This window comes from Ruegeria denitrificans (assembly GCF_001458295.1).
In the GTDB taxonomy this organism is placed as follows: domain Bacteria; phylum Pseudomonadota; class Alphaproteobacteria; order Rhodobacterales; family Rhodobacteraceae; genus Ruegeria; species Ruegeria denitrificans.
This window is the reverse complement of sequence record NZ_CYUD01000010.1, coordinates 143,536-159,888: the sequence shown is the minus strand read 5'-3', so window position 1 is coordinate 159,888 and position 16,353 is coordinate 143,536. Positions and strand designations below refer to the sequence as shown.

17 protein-coding genes are annotated in these 16,353 nt (G+C 55.5%); 9 read left to right on the top strand and 8 right to left on the bottom strand.

What is annotated here, in order from left to right; genetic code table 11:
• Positions 1 to 17 precede the first annotated feature (17 nt).
• The 3 genes from RUE5091_RS23110 to RUE5091_RS16085 form a co-directional block, all read right to left on the bottom strand.
• On the bottom strand, positions 18 to 359 hold the full coding sequence (locus tag RUE5091_RS23110; RefSeq protein ID WP_131726325.1) for a hypothetical protein: 342 nt from the start codon (positions 357 to 359) through the stop codon (positions 18 to 20).
• Between the two features lie 629 nt (positions 360 to 988).
• Complete coding sequence (locus RUE5091_RS16090; protein ID WP_058282957.1) at positions 989 to 1,240, bottom strand: DUF6552 family protein; 252 nt, start codon at positions 1,238 to 1,240, stop codon at positions 989 to 991.
• Positions 1,230 to 1,934, bottom strand: coding sequence for an SDR family oxidoreductase (locus RUE5091_RS16085; RefSeq protein ID WP_058282956.1), 705 nt, complete (start codon positions 1,932 to 1,934; stop codon positions 1,230 to 1,232). Before RUE5091_RS16085 ends, RUE5091_RS16090 begins: the two co-directional genes overlap by 11 nt.
• A gap of 98 nt (positions 1,935 to 2,032) precedes the next feature.
• Between RUE5091_RS16085 and RUE5091_RS16080 the strand changes: the two genes are divergently transcribed.
• Positions 2,033 to 2,911 carry a LysR substrate-binding domain-containing protein gene (locus RUE5091_RS16080; protein WP_058282955.1) on the top strand — a complete coding sequence of 293 codons (879 nt, stop codon included), beginning with the start codon at positions 2,033 to 2,035 and terminating at the stop codon, positions 2,909 to 2,911.
• A 204-nt stretch (positions 2,912 to 3,115) separates the two neighbouring features.
• Here RUE5091_RS16080 and RUE5091_RS16075 read toward each other — a convergent pair whose 3' ends face one another.
• On the bottom strand, positions 3,116 to 4,129 hold the full coding sequence (locus RUE5091_RS16075; RefSeq protein WP_058282954.1) for an AraC family transcriptional regulator: 1,014 nt from the start codon (positions 4,127 to 4,129) through the stop codon (positions 3,116 to 3,118).
• Between the two features lie 112 nt (positions 4,130 to 4,241).
• Here RUE5091_RS16075 and RUE5091_RS16070 point away from each other — a divergent pair, with 112 nt between their 5' ends.
• The 7 genes from RUE5091_RS16070 (at position 4,242) to RUE5091_RS16045 (ending at position 10,624) form a co-directional block, all read left to right on the top strand.
• Positions 4,242 to 5,315: an alpha/beta hydrolase gene (locus RUE5091_RS16070; RefSeq protein ID WP_058282953.1), complete on the top strand. Its 1,074-nt coding sequence runs from the start codon at positions 4,242 to 4,244 to the stop codon at positions 5,313 to 5,315.
• A 6-nt stretch (positions 5,316 to 5,321) separates the two neighbouring features.
• A complete protein-coding gene (locus RUE5091_RS16065) occupies positions 5,322 to 6,167 on the top strand; it encodes an efflux RND transporter periplasmic adaptor subunit (protein WP_058282952.1) in 846 nt (281 codons plus the stop codon).
• 55 nt (positions 6,168 to 6,222) lie between these two features.
• Positions 6,223 to 7,485, top strand: a complete 1,263-nt coding sequence (locus RUE5091_RS16060) for an MFS transporter (protein ID WP_058282951.1) — start codon at positions 6,223 to 6,225, stop codon at positions 7,483 to 7,485.
• Between the two features lie 14 nt (positions 7,486 to 7,499).
• Positions 7,500 to 7,643 (top strand): hypothetical protein, encoded by a 144-nt coding sequence (locus RUE5091_RS23305; protein ID WP_165590791.1) that lies wholly within the window; start codon positions 7,500 to 7,502, stop codon positions 7,641 to 7,643.
• A 560-nt stretch (positions 7,644 to 8,203) separates the two neighbouring features.
• Positions 8,204 to 8,749, top strand: coding sequence for a TetR/AcrR family transcriptional regulator (locus tag RUE5091_RS16055; protein ID WP_165590790.1), 546 nt, complete (start codon positions 8,204 to 8,206; stop codon positions 8,747 to 8,749).
• 121 nt (positions 8,750 to 8,870) lie between these two features.
• Positions 8,871 to 9,284, top strand: a complete 414-nt coding sequence (locus RUE5091_RS16050) for an ester cyclase (protein ID WP_058282949.1) — start codon at positions 8,871 to 8,873, stop codon at positions 9,282 to 9,284.
• A gap of 263 nt (positions 9,285 to 9,547) precedes the next feature.
• The gene (locus tag RUE5091_RS16045; protein WP_058282948.1) at positions 9,548 to 10,624 is read left to right on the top strand and encodes a DUF2652 domain-containing protein; all 1,077 of its coding nucleotides are present in this window, start codon (positions 9,548 to 9,550) and stop codon (positions 10,622 to 10,624) included.
• 210 nt (positions 10,625 to 10,834) lie between these two features.
• Here RUE5091_RS16045 and RUE5091_RS16040 read toward each other — a convergent pair whose 3' ends face one another.
• Positions 10,835 to 12,199, bottom strand: a complete 1,365-nt coding sequence (locus RUE5091_RS16040; protein ID WP_058283010.1) for an aminotransferase — start codon at positions 12,197 to 12,199, stop codon at positions 10,835 to 10,837.
• Positions 12,200 to 12,337: 138 nt separating this feature from the next.
• Between RUE5091_RS16040 and RUE5091_RS16035 the strand changes: the two genes are divergently transcribed.
• Positions 12,338 to 13,567 (top strand): Zn-dependent hydrolase, encoded by a 1,230-nt coding sequence (locus RUE5091_RS16035; RefSeq protein WP_058282947.1) that lies wholly within the window; start codon positions 12,338 to 12,340, stop codon positions 13,565 to 13,567.
• On the opposite strand, the gene RUE5091_RS16030 is transcribed toward RUE5091_RS16035, so the two are convergent.
• The 3 genes from RUE5091_RS16030 to RUE5091_RS16020 all read right to left on the bottom strand — a co-directional run bounded on the left by RUE5091_RS16030 (position 13,564) and on the right by RUE5091_RS16020 (position 16,351).
• Complete coding sequence (locus RUE5091_RS16030; protein WP_131726324.1) at positions 13,564 to 14,406, bottom strand: helix-turn-helix transcriptional regulator; 843 nt, start codon at positions 14,404 to 14,406, stop codon at positions 13,564 to 13,566. The two genes, RUE5091_RS16035 and RUE5091_RS16030, sit on opposite strands and share 4 nt — an antisense overlap.
• A 78-nt stretch (positions 14,407 to 14,484) precedes the next feature.
• Complete coding sequence (locus RUE5091_RS16025) at positions 14,485 to 15,522, bottom strand: extracellular solute-binding protein (RefSeq protein ID WP_112297187.1); 1,038 nt, start codon at positions 15,520 to 15,522, stop codon at positions 14,485 to 14,487.
• 19 nt (positions 15,523 to 15,541) lie between these two features.
• Positions 15,542 to 16,351 (bottom strand): ABC transporter permease, encoded by an 810-nt coding sequence (locus RUE5091_RS16020; protein WP_058282945.1) that lies wholly within the window; start codon positions 16,349 to 16,351, stop codon positions 15,542 to 15,544.
• Between the last annotated feature and the right edge of the window lie 2 nt (positions 16,352 to 16,353).

The following is a 16,353-nucleotide window of genomic DNA, read 5'->3' as shown; positions in this document are numbered from 1 at the left end:
CAAAAATTTAAGCGGCTTCAAAGGTCAGGGGGCCTGTAAGGGCTATCTGGTTCATTCAGCTTGGCTTGAGCTCTAATCTGGAACTCTGGTTCAATATCACGTTGACCTTGCGCGGCTTCGCTGTTCTGGGGGAGCAATACAATTGTTTGGCAAACAAAGGGATCGCACTTTTGTGCTCCTGAACTCTCCGGGTCATGATGATGACTTGGAGTCGAGACGTCACTGCCGCTCGTTGCTAATGCAGAGTGTTCAGCAGGTTGCATATGATCTTCACAATGAAGGCCTACGCAACCATTTGACAACGCGTGAGCAACACCACCAATGCCGGTCAGAATGACCAGAAGGCTAATCAACAGCATAAGTGAGTATCGCCGGATGACCATGGTGCTGCACGCTACTGCATGGGAGCGCCAGTGACAACGCCGTACAGTTCTTCTCCCGATAGAAGGTCTCACAATTGCGGCTTAACACCAAGATCGTTAGGTTTGCGCCTACTGTGCCAAGCTGGCTGCGGATTTTTACGAGGTGAGCCATAGAGCGCAAGTCGGTCTAGTTTGGTGACTGCTGGGTGATCACTCTCCAGGATGAAGATCAGTGTCTCTGGGAGTTTCTCACGCTCTCTCACATGTCCGAATGTTCTATGTGTTTTGTTATTGTGTCGCCGCACACTGTAAGACGCCGCGCCAGAGTACCAGCCTCTTTAGGGCATCTTGTACGCAAAGACACTCGAAGGGTCCTACGTGTGGTACTTGGCCTGGTGTGGGGTTTTGGTCTTGTGTCGGGCAGTGGCCAACGGAAGTAGTAGATGCCATGTCGGGACAGCGAGAGATACAGTGAAGATACGCAATGCAAATGGGGATGCTTGGATGTCTGTTCAGACAGGTTACCTGCTAATCGCGGATATTACGGGTCATACGGGATACCTGACCCGGTTAGAGCCCATACCTCCCCAATGCTGCAGAGTGCCCGAATGTTTGCTCTCGCTTAATCAGCCGCTTACCATACCGGTAATCATTGCGCCTAACGCGACAAGGTGGACAAGCATGAGCGCCTTATCACTCCATAGCGCGCCGACAGCGAACCACCCCACAACACCGACAAGAAACAGGTAGAGGTTCCAAGGGGTCCAGCCAAACCCCGTCGCGGTGTATCCTATGATCTGAACGGCGGATGCGCCCCACTTGACCGCGAATACAAGCCGTTCGCGCGGTGATACAAGGACCAAGGTATCAGACGGCACGGGTCAGCCCCCCGTCTATACGCAGGTTTTGTCCCGTCATGTACCCGCCATCTTCCGAGGCGAGCCACGAAATGAGAGAAGACACCTCTGAAGCGAAACCGTAACGTCCCATGGGAATACGCGCTTTGCGGTCTTCGGCTTTAGGCAGGCTGTCTATGAAGCCCGGAAGGACGTTGTTCATGCGAATGTTTTCTGGCGCATATTTATCCGAATAAAGCTTCGTGAATGCAGCAAGCCCAGCACGGAAAATCCCCGACGTTGGAAAGAGTGGGTCCGGTTCGAATGCTGCAAAAGTTGAGATATTGATGATCGCCCCGCCGCCGTGCTCCTGCATTGAGGGTGTGACAAGCCTTGTCGGACGGATCACGTTCATCAGGTAGACATCCATCCCTTGATGCCAATCGTCGTCGCTGATTTCGAGAACCGGTCCTTTCGGTCCGTGGCCAGCAGAGTTCACCAAGACATCAATACGGCCCCAACGATCCTTCGCACCCTCGACCAAAGCGTTCAGCGCTTCTCTATCAAGGTTAGAGCCAGTCACGCCAAAGCCACCAAGTTCGCCGCCGAGCGCCTCGCCCTTGCCGGACGAGGAAAGGATGCCAACTTTGAACCCATCTTCTGCCAATTTGCGGGCTGCATCCGCACCCATGCCGCTGCCGCCCGCTGTGATCAGAGCTACTTTTTCTACTGTCATATCTAGTATCCCTTCATGAGTGGCTTATATATGAAGCGATAATTGGCAAAGTTCGATTGAGAATTGATGTTTCGTGACAGTAGAAATACTATTGCAGAATGACTGAAATTCCCCCACTGAATAGTTTGCGTGCGTTCGATGCAGCAGGCCGCCGCCTCAGTTTCCGCTCAGCCGCCGATGAATTGGGTGTCACGCAAGGGGCCGTTGCGCAACAAGTGCGCCAGCTCGAAGCGCATCTGGATGTGGTCTTGTTTGAACGAGTTCCTAAGGGCCTGATGTTCACATCGGTCGGACGCAGCTTCCACAATCGGATCGCTGAGGTGTTCGCAGACCTTCGATCCGCAACTGCCGAACTGAAGCCCGAGCCGAACAAAGTCCTTATCAGTGTCACTCCGACCTTTGCTGCCAAATGGCTGATCCCCAATCTACCGGACTTCACTGCAGCACACCCGAACATTGATTTGCGGATCATGGCCACTGAAAAAGTTTCCAGTTTCCATAGTGACGGGATAAACCTTGCAGTGCGCCAAGGATCGCCGCCGTTTGGCGCATCACTGTATGTAACACTTTTGTTCAAGCAATCGCTAATCGCGGTCGCTGCGCCAAAGCATGCGGACATGGGTGATAGTCCTCTTGACGCAAAAACCCTAGCCAAAAAGCCGAAGGTCCATGACACCCATGACCGTTGGCCAAGCTATCTTGCGCACTTGGGCGTACAGGAACAGTCTCCTCGCCACCTTCGTATGAGCCAAACGTCTCTTGCGGTCGATGCAGCCATCGCCGGGCAAGGTGTGGCCTTGGTAAGCCGGTTTCTAGTGGCTCATGATCTTGAAGCTGGACGTTTGGTCGAGGTCGGTAACGCTTGGGACACGGGTGGAAATGACTTCTATGTCCTCATGCCGCGATCTGCCAAAAACAATGAGTCGGTCGTCAATGTCATGACTTGGCTTACGGCGCGCTCCGCAGAAGATACCTGACCGCCTAGCACTGTGAGCGGTCATTCAGATCATTCGCACGAATGGCAGCAAAGTCCGCATAGCAGTCGTTCACTGAATTTAGTCGAAAGTCCGCTCCGAGCCCAAAGTGGACACTGGTTCGCTACGCAGCATTCATCAATTTGGGCGGAAACTGAACCTTCGCTGCGCATTGCGCCAATGGCCGCTCCATTGAGGCCTTGCTACCTACGTACCGCTCAATTTGCGAAACTTAGATGGTGAAATTCCAAACCAGCTGGCAAATGTGCGGCGGAAGCTGTTGACCTCGCTGAACCCAAGATTGAAGGCAACCTCCGCGACAGAAAGGTCAGTGCCCGACAACAGCGACCTGGCTCGATCTGTCTGTTCAGCCACACGGATCTCTTTGAAACTGGTGTTCTCTGCAGTGAGCTGCCGTTGCAGCTTGCGTACGCTGACACCCAATGTGGCCGCCACCGTTTCGATGTCGGCGTGCCCCATGGCGAGTTGCGCGCGCAAGGCGTTCCCAACCACCTCTTTGGTGGTTGAGGGCGTTTGCCGCGACCGCACATCGCGGATGCCTGCCAACGTCATCGCCAGCCTCTCATCGGTTGTCCGCGGATTAGGGGTTTCGATTTCTGACAGAGGGATCGCAATGCTGGCGGCGGATCCCCCCACACGCACCTCTGCATTGTAGATGTACTGCAGCGCGGTTTCGGTGCCTCGGTGCACCTCTGGCATCTCCACCCAGCTCGGCCGCCAGCGGCGTCCACAGAACTCACGCACCACAGACTGCAGCACAAACGGCAGGTCCTGATCGATCAAATTTGCCCCGGCGGCCCCGCCGAGCATGGTGTCAAACCCAAGCACAAAATGGTCTCCAGCCACGCGGGTGAGCAAAACTGACCCCCGTTGCAGGAACGGCAGGATTTTTTCGGCCCGCGCCAAGGCCACATCCAGTTTCGGCGCGCCGAGCACATAGTCTGCGTAGGCCCCAAAGGAGGCGTAATGGAAGTCTTGCGTGATATAGGCACCGATGTGTTTTTCGGAGATCTTCAGGCTGGCAGCTTGCATGAACCGCGCCTGAAGCCGATAGGGGAGGAACACCGGCGGGCCTTCCATTACCGCTCGCGACAGCCCGGCTTCTTTCAGCGCATGTTCGGACACCCGCGGCGATGCAATTTGGTCAAGCCCTTGAAGCGCGGGGCGAAACGCCAAGGTGCTGTGCAAAACCGTGTCCATGACGGACAGTTTGTCGTGAAATGATCACTTTTGGAAGTGGCGTGGCCTCCCCCCGCAAATTACCTCCAGTTTAGCGAAACGAATGACCCAAACTGAAAGTTGGAGACCAAACATGAAACGCCGTTCCGTCCTGAAAGTTGTTCTAACAAGCGCACTGATTGCGGCTCTTTCGGTGCCAGCGGTCGCCACCGCAGACAGCGCAAAAACCGTGATTGAAGGGCTGCCGATGGCGGCACGGGCCGCACCGGTTCCTGCGGGCGTGTCCCCGGAATTGGCCGGGCTCATCGAAAGCCGTCAAGTTGGTACGCATGCCGAAACGCCATCCTCAACCAAGCAATGGCTTGCGTTGCAAGCTGAGTTTGACGCTGCCTCCCTGCAAGGGGTCGCACGTTTGCTTGAGATGACCGGCGCTCAATTTGCCATCGAGAACGTGGCGGGGGTGACCACCTACCGTGTCACGCCAACCACCATTGATCCCCGGTGGGCGGACACCGTTTTTGTGCATGTGCACGGCGGGGCCTTTGTCTTTAATGGTGGTGAGGCCGCCATGGCCGAAGCGATCTGGATGGCGCATGGTTTGGGTGTTGAGGTGGTGTCCGTCGATTATCGCCGCCCACCGCTGCATCCGTTTCCTGCCGCAACAGACGATGTGATCGCCGTGTGGCAGCAAGTTATCAAGGACCATGACCCAGCCAAAGTGGCGATGTTTGGCACCTCTGCGGGGGGCAACCTGGCGCTGTCGACGGTTTTGCAACTGCGCGACATGGGCACCCCTTTGCCTGGAGCCATTATGGCAGGCACGCCCGCTGTGGATCTGGCGCAGACGTCGGACAGCTGGATCACGTTGCAGGGTCTGGATCCGCTTGGCGCCCGCGAGGGTGTGATCGAAGGCACGTTTGACATTTATGCGGACGGTACCGACCGCACCGATCCGCGACTGTCCCCGATCTACGCCAATCTGGGCAACATGCCGCCGACGGTTCTTCTGACCGGCACACGCGACCTGTTGCTGAGCGACACGGTGCGCATGCACCGCGCCCTGCGCGCCGCCGGAGTTGCCGCCGATCTGCATGTCTACGACGGCCAGTCACACGGCGACTACATGGCAGGTTTTTTCGTGAACGCGCCGGAGACTCATGACGCTTGGCGTGAGCTCAACACCTTCTTTGACCTGCATCTGGAGTGACCAATCATGACCGTTTTTGCAAAACTCCCGCTTCTGTTGTTGGGTCTTCTGATGACACACAGTGCCCACGCAGAGCCTGTGAAAGAGTTCACCAACATGCTCGCCGCAGAGACATTTACCGGACGGATAGAGGCCAGTGAGAGCGCTCTGGTGGCCAATTCGGTGAGCGGCATCCTCGCGGCGGTGCATTTCAAGCCGGGCGATACGGTTGAGAAAGGCCAATTACTGTTTGAAATTGCGGCCCCGGCTTACGAACAAAAGCTCGCCGCCAGCCGTGCGGTCGAAAGCCGTCGTGAGGCCGAATTGGCAACAGCGGAGGCCGTGGCGCAACGGCAGGCGAAACTTGGCACGCGCGATGTGGTTTCCGAACTGGCCGTTCAAGACGCTACGGACCGGCTGATACTGGCCAAGGTGGCGTTGCAAGAGGCGCAGGCGCACCGTGCATTGGCAGAGCTGGAGCTGGCTTCGACACAGATCAGAGCGCCGATTTCGGGGCAAATTGGGCTCGCCCACAAACAGGTGGGCACCTATCTGGACACAGAAAACGGTCAAGCGCTGGCGCAGATTGTGCACACAGACACGGTCCGCGTCGTATACGGAATGCCGTACAAATCCCTGATCGCGCTGGACCAGTCGACGCCAGAGGGCCTGAGTGCACTGATGGAGCGCTTTCAGGTCGACTTGCATTTGCCAGGTGACGTTCAGCCACTGGCACAGGGTGGCCGCGTGCTTTTTGCTGAAAGCGTGCTGGCCGCGGACGAAACCCTGCGCATCTGGGCGGAAATCCCAAATCTTGAGCGCGGCCTTATTCCCGGCTTGAACGTCGAAGTCAAAGTCAGCTTCCCAAACTAAAACAGGTCGCGCGTCAGGCGCGGCCCACTTTTCCTCTCTTTCCTGGAGCAGTTCCATGGCCCGGTTCAGCGATCAAATCCACACCCTGAAATACCTGTTTATCGCGGTCGCGGCGATACAGCTGGTGACTGCGGCATCGGGCACCATCGTCGCGCTCTATTTTGCCCAAACCGGCGCGTCTCAGGAAATCGCCGCGCTGGCACCCGCTGCTTACTCGTTGGGATTCCTTATCGGCTGTTTCTACATTGCAGGCTGGATCACCAGCATTGGACATATTCGTGCATTTTCTGCGGCGGCGGCCATATGTGCCGCTGCCGCCCTGCTGTTTTCCGTGACTGAAAACGAGCCCACGCTGCTAATCGTGCGCCTGATGACCGGCGTTGCAACCGCGGGCCTTTTTGCCATCGGTGACGCCTGGATCAGCGAAACCGTCGACGAAAAATCGCGGGGCCGATTGCTTGCCGTGTTTGCCATTATCCTCGGATTGATGTCGGTTCTCAGTCAGGTTCTCGTCATCGTTACACCCGACGACCTGAACCAGTCTTTTGTGCTGATGTCCTTGCTCTACTGTCTGGCCATTGTGGTGATCGCCGCCACGCCCAGCGCGCCGCCCGAGGGCAAAGAACGGGCAAATGTGCGCTTCAAGGCGCTGTTTCAAGACGCGCCCACTGCCGCCCTCGGCGCGCTCACCGTTGGTATCGTGTCCACCGTGTTCATGAATGTTGTGCCGTATCGGGCGGCTGTCATTGGCATTGATGCCGCGGATGTGGCCATTGGCATCGCTGCGATTTACGTCGGGCGTATCCTGTTTCTCTATCCGCTTGGATTTGTGTCAGACCGCATGGATCGGCGCCGCGTCATTGTAGTGACGGCGACAGTCGCAACCGGCGCCCTTGCGGCCTTCGCCACTTTCGCCACTGGCGACAGTGCACGCCACTCCGCCATCGTGGGTACACCACTATACATTGCAATGCTCGCGGGATTGATCTTGCTGGGCGGATCGATGCTCACCCTCTACTCGCTGCTTTTGGCTCACGCGATGGACCGCACTGTGCCCGTCTATGTCGCGTCCAGCGCTGTCACAATGCTGTTTGTCTTCACCATCGGCGGCATTGCAGGCCCACTCATGACCAGCGTGCTTTCGGCGGTATTTGGCGATGCAGTCATGGGCTGGATGCTTGTACTTGCGATGGCCGTCTTCGCGGGCTTCACGGCTTTCAGGATCAAAACAGTGGCCCCGGCTGCCAGAGCGGAACAAACCCACTTTAAGGCGACCGAAACCACCAGCCTCAAATCCGTCCCCACCCAGAAACGGTAAGGTAGGAGACCACCATGACCACCCCCTCCACAAACCTCTTTCGCGTAGAAAAAGCCACTCTGCTCATCTGGCTGGTATTTGCTGCCTTGGCCATCAACGCGGCAAGCGCGACGCTGATGGTACGCGCGGCTAGCGTTTATACCGCCGAAACAGCCTGAGGATTCACATTCCGCACAATCTACCGAAATATGAATGTCTGCGGCGGGGCTTTAAGGGGTCATTCTGGCAAGTAGAGCTAATGTCGGTTTTGTCCCGCGCAGCGGTTATTTGGGGAAAATCGATCGATGTCCGAATTGCGGGACAAAGCTGCCGTTCGCAGCTATTGGACTAAGCTCGGCAACGGCCCAAAGGAGACATCTGGCGAGCGTTTGCTTCGCTGCGTCGCGGCCCGTCATTCCGGACTTTCGCTGCAAGCGCGAAACCCATCCAGAATCGCGTACCAGCCTGCGGGTTATTAAACAAAGAACCGGCGCACGCCTAGGTCCGGATCTGACGTCGATAAGGCACCCCGAGCCTTTTCTCCATGATCGTGTAGTCCAAACTGACCCGCTGTGCTGACAAGATACAGTTGCGGGACCGGCCACCCGCAGCAACTCACGAAGATTCTACCCTGCGGAACGGTTTTCCTGATATTGCTCAGACGGTGTGTGTTGCGATTTTTAAATGATCATTTTAATATTCTCCCATGGGCAGGCCAAGATCATATTCACGCGAAGCCGTGGTTGAAAAAGCCATGGGTGTTTTTTGGCAAAACGGCTACAAGGCTACGTCAATAAGTGATGTCGTCCGCGAAACCGGACTAAATACGGCCAGCATGTACAAGGAGTTTGGGGACAAGGAGGGATTGTTCTCAGCGGCTCTGGATCATTATCGTGATCATGTCATCGGGCCGCGCTACCGTATTCTGATCGACAACCCGAATTTAGAGGGTGTCGAAATGTTTCTCCGAAACGTTTTTTTGGGAGCCGCCAAGTCGGAATACAAGGGCTGCCTGATGATGAACCACCTTGCGCAGAAACATGTGATAAGTCCTGAGGCCGCTGAACAGGTGGGCGCGTTCTGTGCAGAGGTGGAATCGCTGGTTGAAGCCGCTCTTCGCAATGCCCAGGCGGAGGGAGACATCGGGCCGGACAAGGACACGGCGCAGCTTGCAAGCTTTGTTGTTTTTTGCGTTCACGGAACCGTCTTGTATGGGCGGCACGACGAAAAAAAGCACGTGATACCAAATTTCTACGACATGATCATGAGAGAAATTCGCGAGTGAGGTCAACCATTCATTATTTTAAAATTGTTTTTTTAAAATAAATGTTCTAAAACTATTCCATCTAAACAGAATGACGGCGACGAAGCGCCGGACGCAAGGAAACAGGGATAGGAGAAACACGATGAGTATTTCCGAAACGGCCATGGCTTTCTTTGATGCGTGCGAAACAGGCAAAGGCTGGAACGTCTGCAAGGCATACTGTCAGGATGGGGCCGCATTTGTATGTCAGGCAGATGCATTGGCTGATATATCGACAATCGAGGGTTATACTGGCTGGACGGCAAGAATTTTAACCCCGATCCCCGATGGCAATTACGATATCACCTCTTTCTCGACTGATCACGAACGAAACATCGTAACGGCCACAGCAATATTCAGCGGCAAACAAACCGGTGAGGGTGGGCCGGTTCCTGCCACAGGCAAGGAAATTGCAACCAACTATGCCTACGTTATGGAATTTGAGGGCGGTAAGATCGCCCGAATGACCAAGATCTGGAACGACGGGCACTCTCTAAAGCAACTCGGATGGGCGTAGGGCCATCGCTGTAGTGGCGCCGTCTTTTAGGGGCGGTGATACGTGAATTGTTGACCACTTCGACCTCTCACCTACTACTAAGCCTCTGAGCTCCCAGCCTACGCTTCATGACGACCGTCTATGGCGAGGAACAGCCCGAAGTGGTTTTGAGCCCTTTGTGAAACGTAAGCATTCCGCAGATCTGGCGTCAATTGACCTTGAGGGTTAATCGCCAGCGCAACAGAAAAAATAATCCCGCCAAACACTCTTTTGGGGAGGGCGCCATGTCAACTCAAACTGGATATCTGTTGATAGCCGATATTTCCGGATACACCCAATTTCTGACATCGTCAGAAATGGATCATGCCAATCCGATTTTGCAATCTTTGTTGGGTGTGTTGATCGAGCAAGTGGGTGACCCGCTTCATTTTTGGAAAACTGAAGGCGATGCGGTTCTGGCATATTCGACACGGCAGGATTTCCCCTCCGGCGAGACCTTCCTGACCATCTGCGAGAACCTCTACAACGCCTTTGCACTTCGTCGGCAGGACATAATTGCGAATACAACCTGCACCTGCAACGCTTGCGCAAATGTCAGTGGGCTGGATTTGAAGGTTATCGCCCATCATGGCCAGTTCGAAGAAATGCAGCTTGGCCCGGTAAAGGACTTTTCCGGCACCGACATTATTCTGGTCCACCGAATGGCCAAGACAAAGGTTGCTGAAGCCACTGGTGTTCGCAGTTACGCCTTATTCAGTGAAGCCGCCGCTAATGCCATGGATATCAAGGGCATAGTGGAACCGTTTTCACAGGAAATCGAGCATTTTGGCAATGTTTCGATGTCAGTCTACGATTTGGCTAAATCGTGGGAACGTTTGCGTGCCAATCGCGAGCGTCATTTCCTGACCGAGGAAGACGGAGTTTGGACATTCCGCCATCATTTCGATGCGCCAATCGCAGTCGTCTGGGAGGCGTTGGTCGCGCCGGAACTAAAGCTGAAATGGATGAACCGTGTACAGGAAATCACCGTCGACAGCCCACAAGGACGCCTCGGCAACGGGTCCGGATATCATTGCTCTCACGAATTGGCGGACTTTTTCTATCGCATCACTGACTGGGAGCCCTTCGACTATTTTTCGACCTGCATCCATGATCCGGCGCGCTCTGGGGTGAGCCTGCCCGAGACGTATCATCTGACGCAAACGCACAATGGCACCGATTTGCGATATACCATGGGACAAGCGGCGGATGCCGAGGGCAATAGGTTGGAAACCTCCGAACGGGAGATTTCGGCGTTTCTGGCGGAGTTTTGGGCAACGTCGTTCCAAGAACTGGACGAACAACTCAATGCTTCGGCCTAAGTGGTCGTAGCCGGCCCCAACCGGACCTCCGAAGACCTCATTTTAATGTCAAGTTTTGGCTATTCAGGTCAAATTCAATACGATCATTTTATGCTTTGGAATCTTCTTTCTGGCGTAGTTTAACCGCCCGAGACAAGAAGGTGCGTGGATGGCGTTCCAGTTCACCGCACAGGTGTTCGCTTCGCTGATGCAATGTCACGTACTTCCTTATTACCCACATTCATTCCCAATCGCGCTTTCGAGAGTCGATACGATCGTGTCGCATTCTTCCTTGTTGATGATAATCGGAGGTGACAGCACGATGCGGTCGCCGACCGGGCGCACGATGACTCCGCTCTCAACACATTTCTTGAAAACCTTGCCGCCCATACCGGTGGTCACCGGAAATGAGGCCTTTGTCGCCTTGTCGGCAACCAAGTCTACCGCCATCATTAGACCGTATCCACGCACATCCCCGACGATCGGCAGTTCTTTCAGAGCCTGCGCCGTCTGTTGGAAATGGGCGCCAACATCGCGCGCATTCTGTAGCAACCCTTCGTTTTCAATGATCTCGATATTCTTCAAGGCCGCGGTGCAGGCAACCGGGTGGCCGAAATACGTCAGCCCCATAGAGAACACTCCGCCCTCGCATTGCGGGCGGCTGATGACCTCGTAGATCTCGTCCGAGATCATGGTGATGCCCAGCGGGATGTAGCCCGAAGTGACGCCTTTTGCCGAAACCAAGATATCCGGCTGATAGTCAAACAGGGCTTCCGAAGCGAACCATTCCCCCAGTCGACCAAACGCAGTTACCACCTCGTCGGCGATGTAAAGCATGTCGTGGCGTTTGCAGACTTCCCACATGCGGCGGTGATAGCCCTTGGGGGCAACCAGCACCCCGCCGGCCCCCATGATCGGCTCGGCGATGAAGGCGGCGCAGTTGTCCGGGCCAAGCTGCTGAATGCGATTCTCGAATTCGGCCACCAGAAAATCGCAATAGGCATCTTCGGACATATCATCGGGTTTGGCATACATGTTCGCAGCCGACACGTGGTTGATGAAGTGCTCTCCAACCTTGTCGAAACTGTTCTTTGTAGCTTGAATACCCGTCAACTCGGCGGCGACATAGGTGGCACCGTGATAGGCATCATTGCGCGAGATGATCTTTTTCTTGCGATGCTGCCCCTTCATGGTGAAGTAGTAATGCACGAGCCGTATTGCGGCATCATTCGCGGTGGAACCACCGGTGGTGTAGTAAACATGGTTCAGGTTGCCCGGCGCATGGCTGGCCAGCCAATAGCCCAACTCGGCGGCGGGCACGTTGCTCGAATGGCCGAACGGGTTGTAGTATTGCATCTTCAACACCTGCTCCGAGATGGCATCGGCCATTTCGCGCCTTCCATGGCCAACATTCACGCACCATAGACCGGCAATCCCGTCCAAAAGCCTGCGACCTTCCGTGTCGGTCACATACATGCCCTTGGCGCCTTCGATTACCTGACTGCCCTCTTCCTTGAAGGTGGTGAAGTCCGTGTAAGGATGCAGAACATGGTCGCGATCTTTGGCCCAGGCGGAATTGGCGTCGGGATTTTTCATGGCCGGTGCTCCTGCTGTCGTCATTCTCTCCATGGATGCTAAGCCAAAGGGATCGACGTCTTTAGTCACCTCTTGGGGGTACTGGATGATGGGCCGTCAGAGCAGTTAGGCAGGCTTCACCGTAAACAGGAGGTTGAAATGCCGATCAAAGTGAATGGTGCGCGGCTGTGGGAAAACCTGATGCAAATGGCCAAAATTGGCGGCACAGCAAAGGAGGGCTGCAATCGCCAGGCCCTGACCGACTTGGATATCAAGGGACGTGCGCTGTTTTCCGATTGGTGCAGGAAGATTGGCTTACAGATCCAATATGATGCGGTTGGTAATATGTTCGCCCGATTGGACGGTCGCGACAACCACCTGAATCCTCTCGTTATTGGCAGTCATCTCGACACTCAGCCGACAGGCGGAAAGTATGACGGCGTGCTTGGTGTGCTGGCGGGGCTCGAAGTAATGACCCGTATCGTGGAAGAGAAAATCATCCCGGAGCGACCGATCGAAATCGCGTGCTGGATGAATGAGGAAGGGGCGCGTTTTGCACCCGCCATGATGGGATCTGGCGTCTGGGCCGGGATGCTCGATCTGGGCGAGGTGAGAGCCAGCATCGACCTGGAAGGTATTTCCGTCGGAATCGAACTAGACCGGCATGGCTACTCAAGTCACCCCGACCCGCAAGACAAGGACATCGCCGCCTATCTGGAGCTTCACATAGAGCAGGGTCCGGTCCTGGAAGCGGAAGGCAAGGACGTTGGCGTGGTCACCGGCGCACAAGGCATACGCTGGTATGACGTGGTGCTGACCGGACAGGAAACCCACGCAGGTCCGTCGCCCATGGCCATGCGGCATGATCCAATGCGCTTGGTGCCCGCTCTGGTTCAGGGCATTTTGGAGATCGGTACGCGAGACGAGGCTGCTCGGGCCACGATTGGTCAGGTTCATACCGCACCATTCAGCCGCAACGTCGTTCCCGGCAAGGTGGTGGTGAGCGTGGACTTACGGCACCCCAATGAACAGGTTTTGCAGTCCATGCATGACGATCTGGCGACCCTCGTTTCCGAACTGACCGGTGAAGATCGCAAATTGACCAGTATCCTTGAGGAAATCTGGCATTCCCCGGTTGTTGCTTTCGATGCCGGGCTGGTGACCTCGATACGTCGCGGAGCAAAGGAGCTGGGTTACAGTTATTGCGACATTGTATCAGGGGCAGGCCATGACTCATTGATGGTGGCCCGCAAAGTGCCGACGGCCATGATTTTCACGCCCTGCCGCGATGGGATCAGCCACAACGAATCTGAACACATCGAACCCCATCAGGCCGAAGCCGGCGCCAATGTTCTTCTGGCGGCCGTCTTGGATTATTTGGGCAGCTAACTGTTTAGGAAAAGCAACGGATCGCCCGCTTTCGTAGGAGGCATTTGCGAAAGCGACGTCAGGAACAAGGATAGAAGTTCCCCCTGCGACATGACGCCAAGCTTGGTGTAGATCCGCTTGCGGTGTACTTTGATCGTTTCAGGGCTGTTGTCAAAGGTACGGGCGATCGATTTCGATGAATGACCCCTAAGGATCATTCTGCTGATTTCGGCTTCCCGGGGGCTCAATACCGAAGCGCCAAAAGCCTCGAATGCCGCTTCGAGATGCGCCGCCAATCGTCCTGATCCGTCCGTTCGTTCAGGCGACAGCACAGTCCAGTGTCGGCGCACAAGAGATGCGATCAGTGGCAAGGCGATTTTCAGACCTGTGGGATCAGTTCTGCGCCCTTTCGTCTGAACCCCAAAGGAGAAGAACAAAGCCGCGTCATCCGCGATATGCATCATCAACCCGATTTCATCCCGCAACCGGATCGCCTTGTAGAATTTCTGATAGTATTGGCTGCGCTTGAAATTGTCCGGTGCAATCTGCTGCAACCTCACCACCTGATCGCCCTGTTTATCACGAAACAGCAGGAAGAACGGATCAAGGACATAGGCAACATCAAGATACAGGTCTAACGCGGCCTTGTCTGATTCCTCGGTGTGATTGGCGTACAGTGAAACCGGTATCTGATCGTCGAAAAAGGCACTCAGAAAGACAGTTTCAGAGTCACTTACATCAACACAGAACCTGCAGATTTCCTCTGGAAACCCTGGGGTGCCAATCGTGTCGACGCACCGTGCAAGTTGCTTGAACTCGGCTTCGTCCAGAGCCACGTATCCAGTGTCATTTTTTGCCATACCTCCGGCATATATCACCTTGCCATCAAAAAGAAAAAGCCCAGCCAGTCGCAAACTGGCGGGGCAGTCTTCGGGAGATTACTTTTTCAGGTTGGTCCAGATCTGGTCATAAACCGCCTGAGTGGCTTCATCGCAGACTTCGATGAACACACCTGCGCCTGCTTCAGCTGATGGGTTGGATTCCGGCAGGGTGGCCAGTTCAGGATCAAGATGGTCGGCGGTGCCTGACACGCCCGACGCATAGCGAGCATAGTTCGACACGGCGGCGATGTTCTCGGGCTCAAGCAGGAAGTCCATGAACTTCAGCGCATTGATGCGGTTCGGGGCGTCTCTCAGCAGGACGACATTGTCCATCCAGACAACGTACCCTTGCGTCGGAAAGGCATACTTTAGGCTCGCGCGTTCCGACCGGGCCTTGGCGCCGAACCCGTCATAGATCTGGCCCACGGCAGCATCCCCCGACACCAGAACCTCTTTCGCGGTGTCACTGTTGAACGACGCCCAATGACCCTTGGCCTCCTGCAGCATCGCGTTCATCGACTTCAGCTTTTCGCGGTCAGTCGAGCATTGTTCCATACCCAGATGCAGCGCCGCCATGGCCAGAACCTCGCCCTGGCTGTCGAGCATGTTGATCTTGCCCGAAAGCTCTGCCGGTGGGTTGAATAGGATGTCGGTGGTGTCGATGTCGCCACCGTAGACGGCGGTGTCCACCATGAACGAGGTCGACCCCCACTGATACGGGATTGAGCTGGCGCGGCCCGGATCGAAACTCGGGTCGGCCCATTCCGGTGCGATATTGCCTTTGTTTACCAACTCGCCCTCAGCAATGGTGTCCAAAAGACCCTCGCCCGCCAAGATCGACACCATGTAATCGCCTGGAACGGCAACGTCATAGGTGCCCAAAGCACCGGCCTTCAGCGACGCCAGCATGGCTTCGTTCGAGTCGTAGGTGTCCATCGTTACTTTGATGCCAGTTTCAGCTGTGAATTTGTCCAGGAGTTCTTGCGGCATGTATTCGAACCAGTGGTAAACGACGAGTTCACCTTCTGCGGTGGCCGCTGTGGCGGTCAATGCCAGGGCCATACCGGTGGCAGTAGTTTTCAGCATGGTTTTCATGAGTGATGTCCTCTGTTGGTTATTTGGTGTTATCGGATTTCGAGACGAAGTAGCTGATCGTGACCATGACGATGGACACGCCCAGCAGCATGGTCGAGATCGCCATGATATTGGGTTTCATCCCCTGCTTGACCGATCCAAAGATCGCGGTTGGCAGGGTCTCGACACCTGCGCCCTTGACGAAGTTGGTAATGATGAAGTCGTCCAGACTGACGATGAAAGCCAGGAGGAACCCCGAGATGATCCCTGGCATCATCAAGGGCAGCAGGATCTTGGTGAACGCCTGCCGTTTGGTGGCGTAAAGATCCTGAGCCGCCTGTTCATAGCTGTCCTCGATCCCCTGCATCCGCGCCGAAATCGGCAGATAGGCAAAGGGAATGCAAAACGCGATGTGCGCAAGCACGATGGTCATCAGACCCCGGTCAAAGCCGATCGAGTTGAAGAAGATCAGCGTCGCAACAGCCGTCACGATCTCCGGCACCATCAGCGGCAGGCTGATCAGGCCAAAGGACAGGGTCCGCAGCTTGAACTTGCCACCGCGCACCATCCCCGTGGCTGCCAGCGTGGCGATCGAGGTCGAAACGACCGCCGCAATGATGGCAATAACAAAGCTGTTCTTGGCCGCCTCTTTGAACTTGGCGCTTTCCGGTCCGCTGAACACGTCCGCGTACCAGCGCAGCGACAAGCCTTCCCAGTTGGTCAGGGATTGCGAGGCATTGAAGCTGTAGATCGTCACCACGATCAGCGGCGCGTAGAGCACGACCAGACACAACAGGGTGATACCCTTGAAGCCGCCATAGGTTTTGATATCGAATTGCTTGCTAGCCATGA